The following is a 21247-nucleotide window of genomic DNA, read 5'->3' as shown; positions in this document are numbered from 1 at the left end:
GAGTGGCTCTGGATGTACAACAATGAACGGCCCAACTCGGCGATAGGAGGCATACCTCCAAGACAACTGCTAAAAGCAGCTTAAATTCTACGAATAGCTGTTGCGGTAAATGGGGGGATTACAAAGTCAATAAATTTTGATTGCGGCGATGCGCAAGGCCGAGTAAAAAGATCATCTGACAACTCGCTGATGAGGCGTATGATGAGCAAGGACGGTTTCTTTAAGCTTGGCATAATTCTAGTGCTTAGCACGTTTATCACTGCTTGTAGTTTGAATCAAAAAGTCGCCACCTCCCCATTGGCGCTCCCTCAAGATGGCCGGCAACCGGCTGATTATCGAAGCTTGGCCCTAGAGTATTTTCCACTGCATCAATATGCCGCGTTTCGAGAACAATTGGCGCCCGCGCTGACGGCGGCGCCCTCGAATGCAGAACTCAATTATCTAAATGCACTGAGTTATCACCTTGAAGGGGGTGATGCGAACTTGGCGCTTGCGCAAGTGGGCTATCGCATTGCCAGTTCGGTTGGCACACCTTCAGAGCTCGTCGCTCAGGCGAGCTATCTATTGGGTTTGCTCGAATTGCAACGCGGCCAGCCCGCGATGGCGAATCAACAATTGACCCGCGCAATTATTGAAGATCCCTTTAACTCAGATTATCAACGCAGCTTGTTAGCCAGCTCGACCCTTGTTGGCGATGGCGCTATGGCGCTGGCATTGGCTTTGTCACTTCATGAGTCGGCGCAGCTCGACCCCTTGAGCTGGCGTGTTGCGGTGCTACTCGCGGCGCAATTGCCGCAAGAGGAGCGCGCCGAGCTTTGGGCGCTACTGGAATCGAATGGTCTGGATGCGGATTTTTCAAATCAGACTCGGCTTCGCCAGAATGAGTTAATTCAACTCGCTCAATTTGACGCCAATATCGGTATTGCTGAGTCGAGCAGCTCACTGCCGGGGCCGGTCATGTTGAATCGCCAGATGGGGGTCGAGGTAACGCTGATTTTATCCGATGAGCGCCGAACCAAGGCTTATGGCCTCAACTTGTTGGACGGATTGACGGCGCAGTATGGGACGGAGCATTTAAAAACCTCGATTCGAGATACCGCCTTTCAGCAGCGGCAAACGCAAATAACCCGTGCGCTGCGGATTCCTGAAATTACCTACAATCTAAATCTCTTTAATCGTGGCAACCTCTGGTACGACGTGGTCGCAAGACCGTCAATTACCGCTGTAGAAGGCACGACCTCTCGCTTTTTTGTTGGCGAGCAAGTGTTGTTGGAAACCTCCGGGGTCAATGTGGCGAGTTTGGATCAGGTTGATATTGGCGTGGGGTTGCAGCTCTTGCCAATGCAAATTCGTGAAGATGGCGCACTGTTAAGCGTTGTGGCCGAGCGGAGTTTCTTTAGTGACCAGTCGGTTGGTACCTTCATCGAGCAGTTGCCTACCTTCAAACAGCGGGTTGAAGCGACGGCGGACGTGAAGTTTGGCGAAACGCTGGTGTTAAGCGGCTTATCTGAAAATGTACGCGATGGGCGCAAGAGTAAAACCCCTTTGTTGGGCGATATTCCGGGGCCGGATATTCTGTTTAGTCGGCAAACAGAATTAACGCGCAACCGCTCGGTGATCGTACTGATTACGCCCTTGACGGCGGTTTCCGTAGCGGCCGATGATCCAACCCAGCTTATTCGGGAGCGGCTGATGGAATATATACGAAAGGCCAATTTGAATAAGCCTGGGGTATTGAGCGCCTTAAATACCTTGAGTAAAAAGCGCGACGTAAAATCACGAATCACGGCGGCAGATGCTGGATTGACGCCAATGATATTGCAGCAACGGGTTAGGCAGGTGGCGGAGACCTTGGGGCAGCCTTCTATTAAAACGACAATTTAGGGGATTTATTATGGTGAGTCGCAGCGTTTTGGGTTTACTGGGATTGTTTTGTATTGGTCTGGGTAGCAGCGCGGTATTCGCTGATGCGAGCAGTGATCAGCGCATTGCATTATTAGAACGACGGCTTGCGGTATTAGAAGCTGCTCTTGGTGTGACTAGTACAGGCGCGCCTGGAGATGCGAATATGGCGCCTAGAAATCTCAATATAAATGTTCAGGGTCGAACCCGCGTAATGGGCGGCAAAAAGCTGGAGTTACAAGCACTGGATGAAATTGTGCTGAGGGTTGGCAAGTCCCAAATCAGCATGAATAAAAGCGGTGATATTGAAATTAATGGCAGAGATGTTTCTGTTAAAGCGAATCAACAGGAATTACTGGTTAAAGGTTCCAAAGTCAGTGGCAACTAAGCCATCCGTATCAATAAACAGGAAAAAAAGAGCTAGCGAGTTTTGATAGGTTCAGAGGATGAAAAATGGATGGCGCGAGCGCTGGAGCTCGCCGCCAAAGCCGCCGAGATTGATGAGGTGCCGGTGGGGGCGCTCGTGGTTCGTGGTGATCACGTTTTGGGTGAGGGTTATAACGAGCCTATTTCCAGTCATGACCCAACCGCTCACGCCGAGATTATTGCCATTCGTCAAGCCGCGCAGTTACAGGAGAATTATCGTCTGCCCGGTTCTACGCTTTACGTGACTATTGAACCCTGTGCGATGTGTGCCGGCGCGATTGTGCATTCACGCATTGAGCGCGTGGTGTTTGCGGCAACTGAGCCCAAAGCAGGCGCGGTTTGTAGTCATCTACATTTTTTTGATCAGCCCCAGTTAAATCATGTAACGGCGTGGACTGGCGGTGTGATGGCTGAGCAGGCGACTGATTTGATTCAGGCTTTTTTCGCTCGGCGTCGGCAAGAGAAAAAACAAGCGCGCCAGCAAAACTCATAAATAAACAAAAGGGAGAATTCCGTGGCTGAAGCGAACTATCCGATTTCCGGTTCTTGTCAGTGTGGTGGGGTGACGTATCAATTACTGGAAGCGCCCTTGGCGGTGCTGGCCTGTCACTGCAAAGAATGTCAGAAGCTTTCCACCAGCGCCTTTAGTATTACTGCCTTGGTTAAGCCGGAAAGCGTGGTGTTTTCTGGTGAGCTGAAGGAGTGGCAGCGTTGGGCTGAAAGTGGCAATAAGAACTTTGCCAAGTTCTGTCCCGAATGTGGAAACCGGATATATCACTTTGACCCAGATCGCAACGATTTTATTAAACTCAAACCCGCCAACCTCGACGATACCTCTATTATTCAGCCGAGCTTACATATTTGGGTGAGTGAAAAGCAGGATTGGTTTCAACTGCCAGAAGGGGTAGAGGTTTGTATGGGGCAGCCAGAGCTTTAGGCTTAGGTTTTAAAAAGAGGCGCTAAGACCTACAGACCGTGAATACTTTCTATGAGTGAGGCGGGGAGGTGATCGGCCACTCGGCGTGGTGGGGGAGTTCGATACTGGTTGAGTTCATCCCAGGTGAGCAGTGAGTAATACTTGCGGATATTCTCCACATAAATCACCGCTTCATCACCGCGAGCGAAACCAAATTTTAATTGTTTGTGCCATTTTCTCTGTCGCAGCAGAGGTAAATTTTCTTTAACGTCTCGCCACAAACTAGGATCGCCGCCATTCATTTCAGTGAGTTTGCGCGCGTCTCTAAGGTGTCCAATTCCCATATTGTAGGCGGCAAGCGCGAACCATTTTTTCTCGCTTGGCGGAATGGATTTGCTGAGTCGGTTGTAGAGCTGCAAATAATATCTGGCACCGCCGCGCAAACTCTGCAAAGTGTCGAGCCGGTCATCAACATCGAGTTCTTCAGCGGTGGGTAGCGTCAACATCATAAAGCCGCGCACCCCGGTGGGGGATTTGGCCTTGGGATTCCAGTGAGATTCTTGATAGCTGATCGCTGCAAGCAATCGCCAGTCAATATCGTATTCCACCGCAACTTGCTCAATAAGCTGACGATATTTGGGTAGCCGCTTGTTTTTTAGCTCCATAAAAGTGTGGGTGTTAATAAAGCGGATGTCTTCATCGAGATTGAAAAACTGATCCTTCAGTGAGCTGAGTCGGTGGTTGGTTTCAATTTTGTCGAAATAGGCCTGTATCTCATTGAGCAGTGACGCAGACTGCGCGCCTTTGGCCATTGCCCACGCCACTTGAACGGTGTCACCGCCGAGCAGTGCGATGCGAAAGTCGGGATAAAAGGGGCGATTGGTATAGAAGTCGCTGGAGTCGGCGATGGTCAGGTCGATCTCGCCGCTACTGAGCATCTCAAAGAGATCGACGGGTTCCTGATCCTGGCTTTCTTCCCATCTAAGTTCGGGATGATCGATTTTAAGTTGGTTTAATAGCTCGGCATGGGCGCTATTGCCAATTACCCGGATACGTCGACCGATAAGGTCATTAATGCTGCCAATCGGTTCGGAGAACGCCCGGTTGTAGACAAATAGCTGTTTAACATCGAGGTAGGGTGGGCCAAAATCGAGGAATTGTTCTCGAGCCGGGGTTTTGGTTAGGCCCGCTGCGGCAATATCTCCTTTGCCGGCTTTGATGGCGTCAAAAATGTCGTTGAGGTTGACCAGAGGGATAATTTCCAGCTCCACGCCAAGCTGGTTGGCAAATCCCTTGGCGAGGTGGTATTCAAAGCCCGTTGGTCGTCCCTGATTTTCATAATAAGTGGTGGCGCCATTGCGGGTGAGAACCCGTAGAACCCCGCGCTCTTTAACTTGTTCAAGGGTGTCTGGCGGCTCACTGCAAGCCGTCAATAGTAGCCCTGCGTTGATAATCAAGCAGGGCATTAACTTGGCAAGTCTGCGTATCAAAGCCGTCTGCGAAGTTTTTTCAGCTTGGCGCTGATGCCGTGAAAAAAGCGATGCTTTTTATTGGCGCCTTCACCGGTCAGAAAATTAATTTGAATAGACTGGCGTGGGCCAACAAAAGAGGGGTAGCCATGCCAGCCATTATCGGTGACCTTAAACGCCAAAAGGCTGCCGGGGCCGGGCTCAATTTCAGTGACGTAGTCTTCCATATCGGTTTGACTGCGCAATACCCGCAGGCGACCCGTGTCGGCATTCCAGTCGTGATTTAAGTAAATCAGAATGGTTAATACCTTGGTTTTGGAATCGGAATGGATTCGACCATCTTTTGCTCTAGAGTGACCGCGCAAGGTCATCATCATTGGCAAATTCATCACATCAACATCGAATTTTTCGCACAGCAACTGGCGAAATTCCACGCTGTCTATGGCGCGGGTAAATTCCTCGAAGGCCGGTGCGGACTCGGTGTCTTCAAGGTTGTAACTGCCGCCATCAGGCAGTGCAGGGAAGGCATTAATAATATTGTCTACTTTCTCGCTATTGATGCTGCGATCAAGCGTAAAAAAGGGATAGGGATCAAGTTGTAGCGGGGCGTCTTTGATAGCTTGGAGGTTTAATATGGCGCTCATAATCTTTTTTAGGCTATTTTTGGGGTGATAAATGGTCGCCTATTATGGCATGTGAATATGACAAGTCGTGTTCACCCCTTTATTCTTAGTCTGGGAATATATCTTTGGGGGGCGACGAAGTCTAGGCGGCCGCCACAGCTAGTGATCATCAAAAGCAAGTTTTCGATAAAAATTCGGCGTTAATTCAGCTACAATGCACGGCTTTCCAGATCCACACTAAGGTTCAGTCACGCATGTTAATCCTTCCTGGTGCCCAGGCCTTATCCGATTTTCGGATTGAAAAACTTCTTGCTTCTCTGCAACAGCAGATTCCAGATATCAAGGGTATTCATGCCCGCTTTGTGCATCTGGCAAAATGTTCCGAGACACTCTCGCCTGAACAGTTGACCGTGCTTAGTAAGTTGCTTGTGTACGGTCCCGCCGGTGAGGTTGAAGAGCCCAGTGGCACGGCATTTTTTGTGGTGCCGCGTCCGGGAACGATTTCCCCTTGGTCTAGCAAGGCCACGGATATTGCCAAAAATTGTGGTCTGAACATGATTCAGCGGCTTGAGCGCGGTGTGTTATTCACTGTTGAAGGGCCGGCGTTAACTGAGGCGCAAACTCGACTGATTAAAGCCGCAATTCACGACCGCATGGTCGAGGTGGTGCTCGACAGCCCAGACGCGGCTGAGATTTTGTTTTCCGAGCAGGCGCCTGCCCCTATGGGGACTGTGGATGTGCTGGGGCAGGGTGCGCCGGCTTTGGTTGAGGCAAACAAAACCTTGGGCTTGGCACTGGCTGATGATGAGATCGATTATCTCGCTGACAGCTTCCAACAATTGGGGCGCAATCCCAACGATGTCGAATTAATGATGTTTGCTCAGGCCAACTCTGAGCATTGTCGCCACAAGATTTTCAATGCCAGTTGGACTATTGATGGCGAAGATCAGTCGCTGTCTTTGTTTAAGATGATTAAAAACACCAATGAGTGCGGCGGTGAAGGGGTGCTCAGCGCCTATTCCGATAATGCCGCTGTGGTGGCGGGGCCGACCACGGCGCGTTTTTATCCTCAAACAGAATCCACCGCCTATGGCTTTAATGAAGAAGCCATCAATATTTTGATGAAGGTGGAAACCCATAATCACCCCACGGCAATTGCACCTTTCCCCGGCGCAGGTACCGGTGCCGGTGGTGAAATTCGCGATGAAGGCGCGGTGGGACGCGGTTCAAAACCCAAGGCGGGGTTGACCGGATTTAGTGTGTCTAATTTGCAGATTCCCGATTTTTCACACAGTTGGGAGCAGGACTACGGCAAGCCCGGTCGTATTGTGACGGCGCTGGATATTATGCTGGAAGGCCCCATTGGCGGCGCCGCATTTAATAATGAATTTGGCCGTCCGAACCTGTGTGGCTATTTCCGCAGCTATGAATTGGATGTCAATACCGCCAGCGGCAGTGAGCGCCGCGGCTATCACAAGCCAATCATGATTGCCGGTGGTTACGGCAATATCAAATCCGAACATGTGATCAAAGAGCCTTTTGCTGCTGGTTATCAGTTGGTGGTTCTTGGTGGCCCGGCCATGCTGATTGGTCTGGGTGGCGGTGCTGCGTCGTCAATGAGTAGCGGGCAGTCCAGCGAAGATTTGGATTTTGCCTCGGTGCAGCGTCAGAACCCTGAGATTGAACGCCGTTGTCAGGAAGTGATCGACCGTTGCTGGGCGATGGCTGAGAACAACCCGATTGCGTTCATTCACGATGTGGGTGCTGGCGGCTTGTCTAATGCCTTCCCTGAACTGGTGAAAGACGGCGGTTGTGGTGGTCATTTCGAGCTGCGTAATGTACCCAACGACGAGCCGGGTATGTCGCCGCTGGAAATCTGGTGTAACGAATCTCAAGAGCGTTATGTTATTGCCATTGCGCCACAGGATGTCGACACCTTTACCGCGATTTGTGGCCGTGAGCGGGCACCGTTTTCGATTGTTGGTGAGGCGACTGAAGAAAAAATTCTGCGCTTAGGCGATCGTCATTTCGACAATATGCCGGTCGATTTGCCCATGTCCGTATTATTCGGCAAGCCGCCGAAAATGCACCGCGAAGTTAATCGTCTTCCAGAGTCCTTGCAGCCGCTAAATTTTGACGGTGTTAGCGTTGAGCAGGCACTGGATAAATTACTGTGCTTGCCAACGATTGCTGCGAAGCACTTCCTGATCACCATTGGCGACCGCTCAGTGACGGGTATGGTGCACCGCGATCAGATGGTTGGCCCTTGGCAGGTACCGGTAGCCGATTGCGCTGTCACTACCTCGGGTTATCAAGGTTATACCGGCGAAGCGATGTCGATGGGCGAGCGCACACCGGCGGCACTGGTTAATGCGGCGGCCTCAGCGCGCATGGCCGTGGCTGAAGCCATTACCAATATTGCGGCAACGCGTATTGCAGATATTTCTGATGTCGCTGTGGCGGCGAGTTATCAATCGGGTGCGACCCCCAATATCGGCAGCTTGGCGGACATTAAACTGTCGGCGAACTGGATGTGCGCGGCCGGGGTTGGCGATGAAGATGCGCGTTTATACGACGCCGTAAAAACCGTGGGCATGGAGTTCTGCCCGGCGCTGGGTATTACTATTCCGGTAGGCAAAGACAGTATGTCTATGCGCACCGCATGGAATGAAAACGGTGAAGATAAAGCCGTTACTGCGCCAATGTCCTTGATTATTTCAGCGTTTGCGCCCGTGTGCGATGTGCGTAAAACCGTCACTCCCCAGTTGCAATTGGATGCGGGTGAGAGCGTGTTGCTGGCGGTAAATCTGGCGCCGGGTATGCAGCGCTTGGGTGCGAGTTGCTTGGCTCAAGTGTACGGTCAAGTCGGTGATGCGGTTGCGGATATTGAAAATCCAGCTTTGTTAAGTGGCTTCTACAATGCCATGCAGAACCTGCTTGAAGCCGGGGACATTCTGTCCTACCACGATCGTTCCGATGGCGGTTTGTTGGTAACACTGTTGGAAATGGCCTTTGCTGGTCACTGTGGCTTGGATGTTTCTCTGCCAGAGCAGGGCAGTGCCTTGGGGGCATTGTTTGCCGAAGAGGCCGGCGCCGTGATCCAAGTACGTCGCGATCGTGTCGATGCGGTTCTGCAAGTATTCGCTGATCAAGGTTTGAGCGGTGATGCGGTAGCGACGATTGGTCAGCCAGTTAAGGGCGCATCTGTTGTCGTTCGTTTTGGCGATCAAGAAGTATTGAATGCGGATCGTCTCGCTCTGCAAAAACGCTGGACGGAAACCAGTTTCCGTATGCAGTCGCTGCGCGATAACCCTGAGTGTGCCCAACAGGAATATGACAGCCTCACTGAAAATGATCCGGGATTAAGTGTCAATCTAACGTTTAATCCTGCTGAAGATATTGCGGCGCCGTATATTAATCGCGGTGAGCGTCCGCGTATTGCCATTCTGCGGGAGCAGGGTGTGAACGGCCAGATGGAAATGGCGGCGGCGTTTGATCGCGCAGGTTTTGCCGCTTTCGATGTGCATATGAGCGATATTCTTGAGGGTCGTGTCAGCCTTGAAGATTTCAAAGGCCTCGCCGCCTGCGGTGGTTTCTCTTACGGTGATGTGCTGGGTGCCGGCGAGGGCTGGGCGAAAACGGTTCTCTTTAATGCTCGGGCAAGAGAGCAATTTGAGCAATTCTTCCACCGCGCAGATAGTTTTGCCTTGGGTGTGTGTAACGGCTGCCAGATGATGTCCAATCTGCACGAGCTGATTCCCGGTGCTGAAAATTGGCCGCGTTTTGTGCGAAATCGCTCAGAACAGTTCGAAGCTCGCTTCTCACTGGTTGAAATTCCAGAATCACCCTCCATCTTATTCTCTGGGATGGCGGGAACGCAGATGCCAGTCGCTGTCGCTCATGGTGAAGGGCGTGCTGAATTTGCCTCGGCGGATCAACTGGCCCAGTTGCAAGCTGGCGGTCAGATGAGCCTGCGCTTTATTGATAATCACCTACAAGCTACTGAGCAGTATCCTGCCAACCCTAATGGTTCGCCGGAAGGTCTGACCGGGGTGTGTAGTAAAGACGGTCGAGTGACCATCATGATGCCGCATCCTGAGCGGGTGTTCCGTACGATCAGCCAGTCTTGGGCGCCGAAAGGCAGTGCTGAAGATAGTGGTTGGATGCGTATGTTCCGCAATGCCCGTGTTTGGGTGGACTAAGTCAGGCTCAAACTACCCGGCAAGACCGTTAAGTTGTAATAGAAAATCACAATAATGCCGCCCATTTATGGGGTCGTGCCCTATACGTTGGGAACATGAAGCCGGGAACCTACCCGGCTCGGAAATTGGAAATACTATGCTGAATAAATATCCTCTCTGGAAATACCTGCTGATTGTTTTTGTGCTGGGTATTGGTTTGTTGTATTCCGCGCCGAACCTGTATCGCCCTGACCCCGCTATTCAGGTGTCGGGAGAAAACAGCGGTACCGTGATCGATCAGGCCACCATGACTCGGGTATCTGCAGCGCTGGATGCTGCAGGTATTGAACATTTTGGCGAGGCGGCCGATGCCAGTGGTAAGAGCGGTTTAGTGCGTCTGTATGATAAAGACATGCAGCTTCGCGCCCAGAAAATTATTCAACGCGCACTGGGCGATTCTTATATTGTCGCGCTGAACTTGGCCTCAAATGTGCCGGATTGGCTGCTGGCTGCTGGTGCGCAACCCATGAAGTTGGGGCTGGATTTGAGTGGCGGTGTGCACTTTCTGTTGGAAGTAGACACGGATTCTGCTATTGCGACTCGTTTGGAGCATTACACCACTGGCATTAAAAAATCCCTACGCGAAGAGGGTGTGCGTGGTTTGGTCAGCCTTGATGAAAACGGTGTGATTCATGGCAAGTTCCGCACGGAAGAAAGCCGCGATCAGGCCTACTCGTTGATTCGCAAAAACTATCAGGAATTGCAGACCACTCGAGATGAAGCGGGTAGCGAAAGCGATGGCTTTGCTCTGAGTGCCATTATTACTGAAGGCAAGCGTAAAGAAATTGAAGACTATGCAGTGTCGCAAAACTTGACGACCCTGCGTAATCGGGTCAACGAATTGGGCGTATCTGAACCCTTGGTTCAGCGCCAAGGTCGCAACCGTATTGTGGTGGAGCTGCCCGGTATTCAAGACACAGCTGAGGCAAAACGGATTCTGGGCAAAACTGCGAATCTGGAGTTCCGTCTAGAGGCGCGCTTTGATGCGGCGCCCGGTGACCGCGAGCAGTTTGAATTCCGCAACCCCGGCAATGGTGAGCCCAATGCTTGGCTGGAGCGCGAAGTGGTTATTACCGGTGAGCAAGTTGCCAATGCTCAGGCCAGTTTTGATGAAAATGGTCGTCCACAGGTGAACATCACCCTCGACAGTGAGGGCGGTACGCTGATGCACCGGGTAACGCGGCACAATATTAACCGCCGTTTGGGTGTGTTGTTTATCGAGCGTAAAAGTCGCACCCGTTATGAGCGCGATGAAGCTGGGGTCGAGCAGGCGATTCGTATTCCCTACGATGAAAAGAAAATCATCAGTCTGGCGACTATCAAAGATGCGTTAGGCGTGCAGTTCCGTATTACTGGTCTGGATAATCCCGGAGAAGCGCCCGAATTGGCACTCTTGCTCCGGGCGGGTGCACTGGCTGCGCCAATCGATTTTGTTGAAGAACGCACGGTTGGACCTTCACTCGGGGCGGAAAATATTGCCGCTGGTTTGAAGTCGGTACAGATCGGCCTCGGCATGGTTGCCCTGTTTATGCTGGTTTACTACCGTTTATTTGGTGGTATTGCGGTGTTGGCATTGGGTGCGAACCTTGTGTTGCTCGTTGGCTGTATGTCGATTCTTGGGGCGACGCTAACCTTGCCCGGTATTGCCGGTATCGTTCTGACTGTAGGTATGGCGGTTGACGCCAATGTGCTGATTTTCTCGCGGATAAGAGAGGAGTTGGCCTCAGGGACATCGCCTCAACATGCGATCGATCAAGGTTATGGTCGCGCCTTTGTGACCATTATGGATGCCAATATCACCACCTTATTGGTGGCGGTTATTCTCTACGCTATTGGCACCGGCCCGGTGAAAGGTTTTGCGGTGACCCTGTCGCTGGGTATTGTGACCTCGATGTTCACCGCCATTATGGGCACCCGCGCCATTGTCAATTTGATCTACGGCGGACGCCGTGTTGAAAAGCTGTCTATCTAAGGATTTGCCATGACTGAGTCACCAAAAATCATCAAGTTTATGGCCCTCCGTAAGGTGGCCACTTTTTTATCAGCGGCATTGGTTTTAGCCTCTATTATTGAACTGGGTTTTAACGGCCTGAACTTCGGCTTGGACTTCACTGGCGGTACGCTAATTGAAGTGATGTACGAGGACGCCCCCAAGCTTGAAGACGTTAGAAGTGAGCTTTCTGCTGCCGGTTATGAAAGTGCGGTAGTGGTTAATTTCGGCTCTGATACCGATGTACTGGTGCGCCTGCCACAGGGCATGACCCCGAAATTGGGCGAGCAGGTATTGGGAGTGCTACAGGAAAGTAGTGCCTCTCATGTCGAGTTGCAGCGTATTGAGTTTGTTGGCCCGCAAGTTGGCGAAGAACTGCGCGAGCAGGGCGGTATGGCCGTATTGATGGCACTGATTGTGGTGCTGATTTACGTGGCCATGCGTTTTCAGCTCAAGTTCGCGGTAGGCGCGGTTGTCGCCTTGGCTCACGATGTGGTGATCACCGTGGGCATGTTCTCACTGGTTGGCTGGGATTTTGACCTGACGGTACTGGCAGCACTTTTGGCCGTTATCGGTTACTCGCTGAATGACTCGATTGTAGTTGCTGACCGTATCCGTGAAAACTTGCTCAAACTACGCGGTCATACCACCGAGGAAGTCATCAATATCTCACTCACCGAAACCTTGGGTCGTACCTTAATTACCTCGGGCACGACCTTGTTGGTATTGGTGGCGCTGGCGCTGGTGGGCGGCGATATGATTCACAGCTTTGCGCTGGCGCTGTTGATCGGTATTGGCGTGGGCACGTATTCGTCTATTTACGTAGTGGCAAGCCTGCTGGTAAGTATGAAAATTACCCCAGAAGATCTCATCGTCTTGGAAAAAGAAGATGGTAAGATCGACGATCTGCCTTAATCGTCTTTTTTGATTTTTTTATAGTGTGGTGGCCAGCTCCAGGGTGGGCTGGTTCGAAAGAGGAAAACAAAATGAAAAAACTGAACATTGCAATGGCACTGCTGCTGAGTGCTTCCGCGAATTTCGCACTGGCTGGCGACGCCGCTGCGGGCAAGGCAAAATCGGCAATGTGTGCTGCTTGTCACGGTCAGGATGGCGTATCAATGGTGCCAATGTACCCAAATCTGAAAGGTCAGAAAGAGCAATATCTGATTTCTTCACTCAAGGCTTATAAAGCCGGTCAGCGTCAGGGCGGCATGGCTTCTACTATGCAGGGTATGGCTTCTGGCCTGAGCGATGCAGATATTGAAAATCTGGCAGCGTACTACTCTGGCTTGTAAGTGCCCGTGTAATATCTGCAAGTTCGCAGCACAAAAAAGGGGAAGCCAATGGCTTCCCCTTTTATTTTGTGACGCTGTTCTTTACTTAATATGACCCAAGTGCGGCTTAGTGGCCTGTAATAAACTTTTCAGGCACTTTGGGTTGGCGGCAACAATATTGCCGGTTTCATAGTAACTGCCGCCACCTTGGAAATCGCTCAGCAGACCGCCGGCTTCACGCACCAGCAAAATGCCGGCAGCAATATCCCATTTGTTCAGGCCAATTTCCCAAAATCCGTCTAAACGGCCGGCCGCAACATAGGCCAGATCCAGCGCTGCCGAACCTGCCCGGCGAATGCCTGCGGTAGAGGAGGCTACAGCTTCCAAACTTTTCATATAAGCGGGAATGTGTTGTTCGGAGCGGGCTTTAAAGGGAATGCCGGTGCCGATGAGTGCGCCTTCCAAGCTGTTGACCATGGTAACGCGAACCCGGCGACCATTAACCTGAGCGCCGCGACCGCGACTGGCGGTAAATTCTTCCCGGCGAATGGGGTCAAGAACCACGGCATGTTCCAGTTGGCCCTGATAAACACATGCGATGGAAACGCAGTAGTGGGGAATACCGTGAATAAAATTGGTGGTGCCATCAATCGGATCGATGATCCATTTGTAGTCACTGTCAGGGTTGCCGGTTTCGCCAGATTCTTCACAGATAAAAGCGTGGTCGGGGTAGGCTTTTTGAAGGTGGGCTATGATTTCCTGTTCGGCCTTGAGGTCGATTTCAGTTACAAAGTTGTTTTCACCTTTGGTCTGAATTTTGACCCGGTCGATCTGCTCGGAAGCACGAGCGACAATCTCTCCGGCCCGGCGCGCCGCGCGCAGGGCAATATTTAACATCGGTTGCATAAACTAAGGCCTTGAATGTACGAGCAATGTGGCGGCGATTATAGCAGACAGTCGCGTCCTCATAGAGAGGGAGTTAGGTCTTGTTTGGAAATAATGCAAGATATTGATAGCAGTGATTATTTCCCTAAGTAAGAGTTGGGTTCGAGTATTAACAGCACTGGCTCAAGCTGGTAAACTGAGCCCCCATCTCAGGTAGGGCTTTCACTGGTCCTGCTAGCGGGGGCAAGCGCAAGCATTTACGTCGAGTAAGTTGCTGCTCTGTTATGGCCCTGTTCACTTCAATTGCTAACAAAGGCATGACATGGCGCGTTTTATTTTCGTCACTGGCGGTGTTGTTTCTTCTCTTGGAAAAGGCATCGCTTCGGCTTCATTGGGGGCGATTCTTGAAGCCCGCGGCTTAAACGTAACCATGCTCAAACTGGATCCCTATATTAATGTGGATCCGGGCACCATGAGCCCCTTCCAGCACGGTGAGGTGTTTGTCACCGACGATGGCGCCGAGACCGATCTGGACTTGGGCCACTACGAGCGCTTTGTTCGCGCTCGTATGAGCAAGCGCAATAACTTCACCACCGGCCGCGTTTATGAAACCGTGCTGCGCAAAGAGCGCCGTGGTGATTATCTGGGCGGAACGGTTCAGGTTATTCCCCATATCACTGATGAAATCAAACGCCGGGTCATTGCCGGTGCTGGTGATGCGGATATCGCGATTATCGAAATCGGCGGCACCGTGGGTGACATTGAAGGTCTGCCGTTCTTTGAAGCGGCCCGTCAGCTTAAAGTGGAAATGGGCCCAACCCGCGCCATGCTGATGCACCTAACCTTGGTGCCTTATATTGCGACCGCCGGTGAGACCAAAACTAAACCGACCCAGCACTCGGTAAAAGAGCTGCGTTCCATCGGTTTGCAACCCGATATTCTGCTGTGCCGCTCTGATCATGAAGTGGATCTTGGCAGCCGTCAGAAAATTGCTCTGTTTACCAACGTTGAATCCCGTGCAGTTATTCCCCTGCGCGATGTAGATTCTATTTACCGTATTCCTTCACTACTGAGCAGTGAAGGCTTGGACGACCTTATTGTTGAGCGTTTCGGCCTCGATTGTCCTGCGGCGGATTTGTCTGAATGGGAAAAAGTGATCGATGGTGATTTGAATCCCAAGCAGGAAATCACTATCGCCATGGTCGGTAAGTACATGGAATTGCTGGATGCGTATAAATCGCTCAATGAAGCGCTTAAGCACGCCGGTATCCACACCCATACCAAGGTCAAAATTAATTACATCGATTCTGAAACCATCGAAACCAACGGCACTGGAGTGTTGGACGGTGTAGACGGTATTTTGGTGCCCGGCGGTTTTGGTAATCGTGGGGTTGAAGGCAAAATTCGCACCGTACAATACGCCCGTGAAAACAAGATTCCTTATCTGGGTATTTGTCTGGGTATGCAGGTAGCGGTTATTGAATTTGCCCGCAATGTGCTCGGCCTGAAAGACGCCAACAGCACTGAGTTTGTAGAAAACTGCCCCAATCCGGTGGTCGGTCTGATTACCGAATGGACCACGAGTGAAGGCGGGGTAGAGCAGCGCGATAACAGCTCTGACCTAGGCGGAACCATGCGCCTGGGTGCCCAGCTCTGCCATCTCAACGAAGGCTCACGGGTCAAAGATATTTACGGTAACGCCGAGATCACCGAGCGCCACCGTCATCGCTATGAAGTGAACAATAAATATGTGAGCCAGATGCAGGAGCAAGGCTTGCGCATCGGTGGCTGGTCAACCGATAAGAGTCTGGTTGAAGTGGTAGAAGTTGAAGACCACCCTTGGTTTGTTGCCTGTCAGTTCCACCCGGAATTTACCTCAACACCCCGTGATGGCCATCCACTGTTCACCGGATTTATCAACGCGGCATTAGCCCATAAAGGCTGATAAAGGCCCGAGCCAAGGAATAATTATGCAAGATAAAATCATTGATGTGGCGGGCCTGCAGGTCGCCAATAACCTGCCGTTCACGTTATTTGGCGGTATGAATGTGCTGGAATCCCGCGATATGGCGATGAAAGTCGCCGAGAAATATGTGGAAGTTTGTAGCCGCTTGAATATCCCCTATGTATTCAAAGCGTCTTTCGATAAGGCCAACCGCTCATCGATTCATTCCTTCCGTGGCCCCGGCATGGAACAGGGTTTGAAAATCTTTCAAGAGATTAAAGATACCTTCAAAATCCCGGTGATTACCGATATCCACGAAATCTATCAGGCAGCTCCGGTTGCCGAAGTGTGCGATGTTATTCAGTTGCCGGCTTTCCTTGCCAGACAAACAGATCTGGTTCGCGCCATGGCTGAAACTGATGCCGTGATTAACGTGAAAAAACCGCAATTCCTCAGCCCATCGCAAATGAAAAATATCGTTGAGAAATTCGCAGAGTGCGGCAACGAGAAAATCATGCTTTGCGAACGCGGCAGCAATTTTGGCTACGACAATTTGGTTGTCGATATGCTGGGCTTTCGCACCATGCGCGAAGTCAGCGGCGGTGCGCCATTGATTTTTGATGTTACCCACGCCTTGCAATGTCGCGATCCTATGGGCGCGGCCTCTGGCGGTCGTCGTCATCAAGTTGCCGAGCTGGGTCGTGCCGGCATGGTGTTGGGCCTTGCAGGTCTGTTTCTTGAAGCCCACCCCGATCCAGACAAAGCCAAATGTGATGGCCCAAGCGCTTTGCCACTAACGGCACTGGAGCCTTTCTTGGCGCAAATGAAAGCGGTTGATGAGCTGGCAAAAAATCTGCCCGAGCTAGACATCAAATAATCAATTTAGACATTTTTAACAACAAGATTTAACACTATCAGGGAGTCTGGCCATGGCCGAAATCGTCGATATTAAAGCATTTGAAGTAATGGATTCACGGGGCAACCCAACTGTGGAAGCCGAGGTTGTACTGGCCTCTGGTGCCACCGGTTCGGCCTGTGCGCCTTCAGGTGCTTCTACCGGTTCTCGCGAAGCGCTGGAACTGCGTGACGGCGATAAATCCCGTTACCTTGGCAAGGGTGTATTGAAAGCGGTTGGTAACATCAACACTACAATTCGCGATCTGCTGATGGGTATGGATGCCGACGACCAGCGCGCCCTGGATAAAGCGATGATTGATGCCGATGGCACTGAAAACAAAGCGAATCTGGGTGCTAACGCAATTTTGGCGGTATCTCTGGCGGCGGCAAAAGCGACGGCGATTGAAAAAGGCATTCCCCTGTATCAGCGTATTGCCCAGATCAATGGCACTGAAGGCCAGTACAGCATGCCTGTGCCGATGATGAATATCCTTAACGGTGGCGAGCACGCCGATAACAACGTTGATATTCAAGAATTCATGGTTCAACCCGTTGGTGCGCCCAGCTTTACCGAAGCCCTGCGTGTCGGTGCGGAAATTTTCCACGCACTGAAAAAAGTTTTAGTTGCACGTGGCTTGAATACTGCCGTTGGTGATGAAGGTGGCTTTGCGCCTAACTTGCCGTCAAACGAAGCGGCACTGGAAGTGATTGCAGAAGCAGTTGCCAATGCCGGTTACAAACTGGGTGAAGATGTTACGCTGGCACTGGATTGCGCTTCATCAGAGTTTTACAAAGACGGCAAATACTGCCTGAGCGGTGAAGGTAAAGAGTTTGATGCAGAAGGTTTTGCCGACTACCTGGCTGAGCTGAGCAGCAAATACCCCATCATCTCTATCGAAGACGGTATGGACGAAAGCGATTGGGACGGCTGGAAAGCCCTGACCGATAAAATTGGCGATCGTGTGCAACTGGTGGGTGATGACTTGTTTGTTACCAATACCAGTATTCTGAAGCGCGGTATCGACAATAACATCGCCAACTCAATTCTGATCAAGTTCAACCAGATCGGCTCTTTGAGTGAAACACTCGATGCGATCCAAATGGCTAAAGATGCGGGCTACACCGCCGTGATTTCACACCGCAGTGGCGAAACCGAAGACACCACTATTGCCGATTTGGCCGTGGCGACTGCGGCGGGCCAAATCAAAACCGGTTCACTGTGCCGTTCTGACCGCGTAGCCAAATACAACCGCCTGCTCCGCATTGAAGCGGAACTGGGTGCGGTTTACCGTGGCCGCGACGAATTCCGCGCCTGATCCCGATAGGGCAGTGGCGGTTTTTCAAGCCGCGCTGCCCCTGTCTTTGCGTATTGAACGCCTCCTCATGACACGCCGCCGTTTGCTTTTTCTGCTTCTCATCATGCTTGCCTATCTGCAGTATCGGCTGTGGTTTGGCCCCGGAAGCTGGGAGCAAGTGGTCAGTCTGAATCGCGAAATCGCCCATCAACAGCAAGAAAACCAAAAGCTGCAAACACGAAATGATCGTCTAGCCGGTGAGGTCGAGAGCCTTAAAACCGATTTAGATAGCATCGAAGAAAAAGCCCGCAATGATATGGGGCTGGTCAAAAAGGGCGAAACCTTCTATCGCGTTGTGGAGCCAGAAAAATAATGGCTGCCAAGCTTTGGGCCGTGGTGCCGGCGGCTGGAGCGGGGCGTCGCTTTGGTGTCGAAACGCCAAAACAATACCTGCCTCTGCTCGACAAAACCGTTTTTGAACACAGTCTAGGTGTCTTATTTGGTATTGCTGAGTTGGCAAAAATTGTTGTCGCCTTGAGTGCCGATGATGCTTATTTCGATTCCCTTGTCATTGCTAACTCTGATCGCCTACTCAAAGTGAATGGTGGGGCAGAGCGCGCAGACTCGGTGCTGGCGGGTTTGCAAGGCTTGAATGGCTTGGCTGCTGATGATGACTGGGTGCTGGTACATGATGCCGCGCGGCCCTGTGTTTCCGCTGAAGAGATGAATCGCCTATTGGCCCTGCGCGATGGTTCAAATGGTATTGGTGGTTTATTGGCGTTGCCAGTAGTGGACACCTTAAAGCGGGTCGATGATCACTATAAGGTGGTAAACACCGTTGATCGCAATGCGCTTTGGCGTGCACTAACACCGCAATTATTCCGCTTTGCTGAGCTAAAGCAGGCCCTTGAATATTGTCTGGCTAGAGGTTTGCCGGTTACCGATGAGGCCTCTGCAATCGAGCAGTTTGGCAAACAGGCCAAAGTGGTGTTGGGTAATGCCCGCAATATTAAAATCACCTACCCACAGGACTTGGCATTGGCGGCACACTTTTTATCTTTGCAGCAGGCGGAGGAGAGCGCTTTATGAGTCGGCTTCGTATCGGTCATGGCTATGATGTTCACCGTTTTGCTGATGATGGCAGCGCTGATGCCTTTATTACTTTATGCGGTGTAAAGGTCCCGGCTGAGCGGCCCTTGCTTGCCCATTCCGATGGCGATGTGGCGCTGCACGCGCTGACGGATGCCTTGCTCGGAGCACTGGCGCTGGGTGATATTGGTAAACACTTTCCCGATACTGATCCACAATACAAAGGCGCTGATAGCGGTCAGTTATTGGCGCATTGCTACGCATTAATTTACGAAAAGGGCTATCAGCTTGGTAATGCAGATATCACTATTGCCGCGCAAAAACCCAAGCTGGCGCCGTTTATTGTGGCGATGCGTCAGCGTATTGCCGAGCTGCTTAAGGTGGATATTGACCAGATCAGCGTAAAAGCCACGACCACTGAAAAGCTGGGTTTTGTTGGTCGCTGTGAAGGTATTGCGGTCGATGCAGTAGTGTTGCTCGAGAAGATAAGCGCTTAAAAATGTCTGAAAGCAGCCCGCAATTTGATCCTCTGAAAATAGCTTTTGCCTACGGCGGGCCAGCTTGTCGTGGCAGCCTTCGCGAGCATCCTGACGATTTCGAAGTTGAAGAAATTTTCGAGGTCGAGTTCAGCGAAGATGGCGAATTCGATTGGCTGTGGGTCGAGAAGCGGGGCGAAAATACCGCCTTTGTCGCCAAACAGCTAGCGCGTTTAGCTGGGGTGACTGAGCGAGCGGTGACCTATTCTGGTTTAAAAGATCGTCAGGCATTAACCCGGCAGTGGTTTTGTGTTCATAAACCCGGCAAACAGGGGCGCGATTGGCAAGATTGTTTTAGCTGGCAAATTTCTACCGGGCAGCTCGAAGAGGAATTTGCGGGTTGGCGTGTTTTACGCGCCGGGCGGCATCGGCAAAAGCTGCGCATTGGTAGCCACCGTGGTAATCGTTTTCACCTTAAATTAGGCAATGTGCAGGGGAATCAATCGCGCCTTATCGAGCAGCTTGAGCTTATCAAGCAGGGCTTCCCGAATTATTTTGGCGAGCAACGTTTTGGTCGAAATGCCGGGAATCTATACGGCGCCTTGGCTTGGGCGCAAGGCAAAAGCCCGGCGGGGCGTCAGCAGCGCAGCCTGTTTTTATCCTCTGCGCGGTCCTATTTGTTCAATCAGGTATTGTCTGCACGTATTGCAAAGGGCAGTTGGAACCAGGGCTTATCTGGCGAGCTGTTTTGTCTTCGCGATAGCGGTAGTGTTTTTTCAGCCGAGCTAGATGCAGAAATTGCACAGCGGCTACAGTCAGGTGATATTCACGCCTCTGGGCCACTGTTTGGCAAGCCGGGCAAGCTGCAAGTAGCAGATGAGGTAGACGCGCTGGAGCAAGATGTCTTTTCTCACTATCCCGAGTTTTGTGAATTGCTGATCGCCAATGGCCTGAAAGCAGAGCGGCGCAGCTTACGGGTCATTCCCAAAGCGCTGGACGGCGCTTTAAATGGCGATCAATTAAGTCTCAGTTTTAGCTTGCCTAGGGGCTGTTTCGCTACCGCCCTTGTGCGAGAATTGGTAGATTATCATCCAGCCCCTGTCGTTTAACGAGGCAGCAGTTTTTACGAGAAACTCACATTGAGCAATTTACGCGGTATCGGGATGACATCCCAACGTACCCGAGACAGACTGATTGGTCGTCTCAAGGAGCAGGGTATACAAAACACGGATGTGTTGGATGTGATTCGCAATACCCCGCGACATATATTTCTCGATGAGGCGCTCGCCCATCGCGCCTACGAAGACAGTGCACTCCCCATCGGCTTTCAGCAAACCCTCTCCCAACCTTATATTGTCGCCCGAATGACCGAGCTGTTATTACAAAATGGCCCGCGCGAGAAAGTGTTAGAAGTGGGTTCCGGTTCGGGCTACCAAACGGCGATTCTCGCCCAATTGTGCGGCACCATTTATAGCGTTGAGCGTATATTGCCGCTGATGGAAAAAGCCCGTGGTCGGATGCGCCAACTTGGCTTTCGCAATGTGCATCTTCGTCATGCCGATGGCGGAATGGGCTGGCCCCAGCGCGGGCCCTTTGATGCGATTTTATCCGCCGCTGCGCCGGAGGTTGTCCCTCAGGATTTGCTCGATCAATTAGCGGTCGGCGGACGTTTGGTGATTCCCATTGGCCCCCAAGGACAGCGCCAGTACTTGCATGTTTTCGATCGCACCGAGAAGGGTATTGAAGAAACCAAGGTTGAGCCGGTGTTGTTTGTCCCCTTAGTGTCAGGTGTGATCGCCTGAACTCTGCTCTCAATGGA

The 21247-nt window shown here is 51.6% G+C and carries 19 protein-coding genes; 16 read left to right on the top strand and 3 right to left on the bottom strand.

Annotation, left to right across the window (positions count from 1 at the left end):
* The first annotated feature begins 240 nt into the window (after nucleotides 1-240).
* From IB286_RS15750 to IB286_RS13165, 4 genes are read left to right on the top strand one after another with little or no spacing between them, the layout of a single operon-like run.
* A complete protein-coding gene (locus IB286_RS15750) occupies nucleotides 241-1884 on the top strand; it encodes a hypothetical protein (protein WP_190766316.1) in 1644 nt (547 codons plus the stop codon).
* Nucleotides 1885-1894: 10 nt separating this feature from the next.
* Nucleotides 1895-2290, top strand: a complete 396-nt coding sequence (locus tag IB286_RS13175; protein ID WP_190766314.1) for a hypothetical protein — start codon at nucleotides 1895-1897, stop codon at nucleotides 2288-2290.
* A 42-nt stretch (nucleotides 2291-2332) separates the two neighbouring features.
* Nucleotides 2333-2821, top strand: a complete 489-nt coding sequence (gene tadA / locus IB286_RS13170; RefSeq protein WP_263399083.1) for a tRNA adenosine(34) deaminase TadA — start codon at nucleotides 2333-2335, stop codon at nucleotides 2819-2821.
* A 21-nt stretch (nucleotides 2822-2842) separates the two neighbouring features.
* Nucleotides 2843-3265, top strand: coding sequence for a GFA family protein (locus IB286_RS13165; protein WP_190766309.1), 423 nt, complete (start codon nucleotides 2843-2845; stop codon nucleotides 3263-3265).
* 29 nt (nucleotides 3266-3294) lie between these two features.
* On the opposite strand, the gene mltF is transcribed toward IB286_RS13165, so the two are convergent.
* Nucleotides 3295-4734, bottom strand: coding sequence for a membrane-bound lytic murein transglycosylase MltF (gene mltF, locus IB286_RS13160; RefSeq protein ID WP_190766307.1), 1440 nt, complete (start codon nucleotides 4732-4734; stop codon nucleotides 3295-3297).
* On the bottom strand, nucleotides 4731-5357 hold the full coding sequence (locus tag IB286_RS13155; protein WP_190766305.1) for a 2OG-Fe(II) oxygenase family protein: 627 nt from the start codon (nucleotides 5355-5357) through the stop codon (nucleotides 4731-4733). Before IB286_RS13155 ends, mltF begins: the two co-directional genes overlap by 4 nt.
* A 233-nt stretch (nucleotides 5358-5590) precedes the next feature.
* Between IB286_RS13155 and purL the strand changes: the two genes are divergently transcribed.
* The 4 genes from purL to IB286_RS13135 all read left to right on the top strand — a co-directional run bounded on the left by purL (nucleotide 5591) and on the right by IB286_RS13135 (nucleotide 12862).
* The gene (gene purL / locus IB286_RS13150; RefSeq protein ID WP_190766303.1) at nucleotides 5591-9538 is read left to right on the top strand and encodes a phosphoribosylformylglycinamidine synthase; all 3948 of its coding nucleotides are present in this window, start codon (nucleotides 5591-5593) and stop codon (nucleotides 9536-9538) included.
* Nucleotides 9539-9674: 136 nt separating this feature from the next.
* On the top strand, nucleotides 9675-11549 hold the full coding sequence (gene secD, locus IB286_RS13145; RefSeq protein ID WP_190766300.1) for a protein translocase subunit SecD: 1875 nt from the start codon (nucleotides 9675-9677) through the stop codon (nucleotides 11547-11549).
* A gap of 9 nt (nucleotides 11550-11558) precedes the next feature.
* Nucleotides 11559-12482 (top strand): protein translocase subunit SecF, encoded by a 924-nt coding sequence (gene secF / locus IB286_RS13140; RefSeq protein ID WP_190766299.1) that lies wholly within the window; start codon nucleotides 11559-11561, stop codon nucleotides 12480-12482.
* Between the two features lie 71 nt (nucleotides 12483-12553).
* Nucleotides 12554-12862 (top strand): c-type cytochrome, encoded by a 309-nt coding sequence (locus IB286_RS13135; protein WP_190766297.1) that lies wholly within the window; start codon nucleotides 12554-12556, stop codon nucleotides 12860-12862.
* Nucleotides 12863-12943: 81 nt separating this feature from the next.
* On the opposite strand, the gene IB286_RS13130 is transcribed toward IB286_RS13135, so the two are convergent.
* Nucleotides 12944-13747, bottom strand: coding sequence for an inositol monophosphatase family protein (locus IB286_RS13130; protein ID WP_190766295.1), 804 nt, complete (start codon nucleotides 13745-13747; stop codon nucleotides 12944-12946).
* 301 nt (nucleotides 13748-14048) lie between these two features.
* On the opposite strand from IB286_RS13130, the gene IB286_RS13125 reads away from it, so the two are divergent.
* From IB286_RS13125 to IB286_RS13090, 8 genes are all read left to right on the top strand, one after another.
* Nucleotides 14049-15671, top strand: a complete 1623-nt coding sequence (locus IB286_RS13125; RefSeq protein WP_190766293.1) for a CTP synthase — start codon at nucleotides 14049-14051, stop codon at nucleotides 15669-15671.
* Between the two features lie 25 nt (nucleotides 15672-15696).
* The gene (gene kdsA, locus IB286_RS13120; RefSeq protein WP_190766291.1) at nucleotides 15697-16548 is read left to right on the top strand and encodes a 3-deoxy-8-phosphooctulonate synthase; all 852 of its coding nucleotides are present in this window, start codon (nucleotides 15697-15699) and stop codon (nucleotides 16546-16548) included.
* A gap of 52 nt (nucleotides 16549-16600) precedes the next feature.
* The gene (eno, locus tag IB286_RS13115; RefSeq protein WP_190766289.1) at nucleotides 16601-17884 is read left to right on the top strand and encodes a phosphopyruvate hydratase; all 1284 of its coding nucleotides are present in this window, start codon (nucleotides 16601-16603) and stop codon (nucleotides 17882-17884) included.
* Nucleotides 17885-17951: 67 nt separating this feature from the next.
* Nucleotides 17952-18236, top strand: coding sequence for a cell division protein FtsB (gene ftsB, locus IB286_RS13110; RefSeq protein WP_190766339.1), 285 nt, complete (start codon nucleotides 17952-17954; stop codon nucleotides 18234-18236).
* Nucleotides 18236-18952: a 2-C-methyl-D-erythritol 4-phosphate cytidylyltransferase gene (gene ispD / locus IB286_RS13105; protein WP_190766288.1), complete on the top strand. Its 717-nt coding sequence runs from the start codon at nucleotides 18236-18238 to the stop codon at nucleotides 18950-18952. The genes ftsB and ispD overlap by 1 nt, the downstream gene beginning before the upstream one ends.
* The gene (gene ispF / locus IB286_RS13100) at nucleotides 18949-19449 is read left to right on the top strand and encodes a 2-C-methyl-D-erythritol 2,4-cyclodiphosphate synthase (RefSeq protein ID WP_190766286.1); all 501 of its coding nucleotides are present in this window, start codon (nucleotides 18949-18951) and stop codon (nucleotides 19447-19449) included. The genes ispD and ispF overlap by 4 nt, the downstream gene beginning before the upstream one ends.
* A gap of 2 nt (nucleotides 19450-19451) precedes the next feature.
* Complete coding sequence (truD, locus tag IB286_RS13095; protein WP_190766284.1) at nucleotides 19452-20537, top strand: tRNA pseudouridine(13) synthase TruD; 1086 nt, start codon at nucleotides 19452-19454, stop codon at nucleotides 20535-20537.
* A 54-nt stretch (nucleotides 20538-20591) separates the two neighbouring features.
* Nucleotides 20592-21230: a protein-L-isoaspartate(D-aspartate) O-methyltransferase gene (locus IB286_RS13090; RefSeq protein WP_190766282.1), complete on the top strand. Its 639-nt coding sequence runs from the start codon at nucleotides 20592-20594 to the stop codon at nucleotides 21228-21230.
* Nucleotides 21231-21247: the final 17 nt, after the last annotated feature.

The organism is Spongiibacter pelagi (assembly GCF_014705705.1).
GTDB lineage: Bacteria > Pseudomonadota > Gammaproteobacteria > Pseudomonadales > Spongiibacteraceae > Spongiibacter > Spongiibacter pelagi.
The sequence above is the reverse complement of the archived record's forward strand: the minus strand, read 5'-3'. Positions and strand labels throughout refer to the sequence as shown.

What these genes read in the sequence shown, in the direction of transcription:
- IB286_RS13175 (WP_190766314.1), top strand. Translation starts at nt 1,895, where the DNA reads ATGGTGAGTCGCAGCGTTTTGGGTTTACTGGGATTGTTTTGTATTGGT.
- IB286_RS13155 (WP_190766305.1), bottom strand. Translation starts at nt 5,357, where the DNA reads ATGAGCGCCATATTAAACCTCCAAGCTATCAAAGACGCCCCGCTACAA.
- purL (WP_190766303.1), top strand. Translation starts at nt 5,591, where the DNA reads ATGTTAATCCTTCCTGGTGCCCAGGCCTTATCCGATTTTCGGATTGAA.
- secD (WP_190766300.1), top strand. Translation starts at nt 9,675, where the DNA reads ATGCTGAATAAATATCCTCTCTGGAAATACCTGCTGATTGTTTTTGTG.
- secF (WP_190766299.1), top strand. Translation starts at nt 11,559, where the DNA reads ATGACTGAGTCACCAAAAATCATCAAGTTTATGGCCCTCCGTAAGGTG.
- IB286_RS13135 (WP_190766297.1), top strand. Translation starts at nt 12,554, where the DNA reads ATGAAAAAACTGAACATTGCAATGGCACTGCTGCTGAGTGCTTCCGCG.
- IB286_RS13130 (WP_190766295.1), bottom strand. Translation starts at nt 13,747, where the DNA reads ATGCAACCGATGTTAAATATTGCCCTGCGCGCGGCGCGCCGGGCCGGA.
- IB286_RS13125 (WP_190766293.1), top strand. Translation starts at nt 14,049, where the DNA reads ATGGCGCGTTTTATTTTCGTCACTGGCGGTGTTGTTTCTTCTCTTGGA.
- kdsA (WP_190766291.1), top strand. Translation starts at nt 15,697, where the DNA reads ATGCAAGATAAAATCATTGATGTGGCGGGCCTGCAGGTCGCCAATAAC.
- eno (WP_190766289.1), top strand. Translation starts at nt 16,601, where the DNA reads ATGGCCGAAATCGTCGATATTAAAGCATTTGAAGTAATGGATTCACGG.
- ftsB (WP_190766339.1), top strand. Translation starts at nt 17,952, where the DNA reads ATGACACGCCGCCGTTTGCTTTTTCTGCTTCTCATCATGCTTGCCTAT.
- ispD (WP_190766288.1), top strand. Translation starts at nt 18,236, where the DNA reads ATGGCTGCCAAGCTTTGGGCCGTGGTGCCGGCGGCTGGAGCGGGGCGT.
- ispF (WP_190766286.1), top strand. Translation starts at nt 18,949, where the DNA reads ATGAGTCGGCTTCGTATCGGTCATGGCTATGATGTTCACCGTTTTGCT.
- truD (WP_190766284.1), top strand. Translation starts at nt 19,452, where the DNA reads ATGTCTGAAAGCAGCCCGCAATTTGATCCTCTGAAAATAGCTTTTGCC.
- IB286_RS13090 (WP_190766282.1), top strand. Translation starts at nt 20,592, where the DNA reads ATGACATCCCAACGTACCCGAGACAGACTGATTGGTCGTCTCAAGGAG.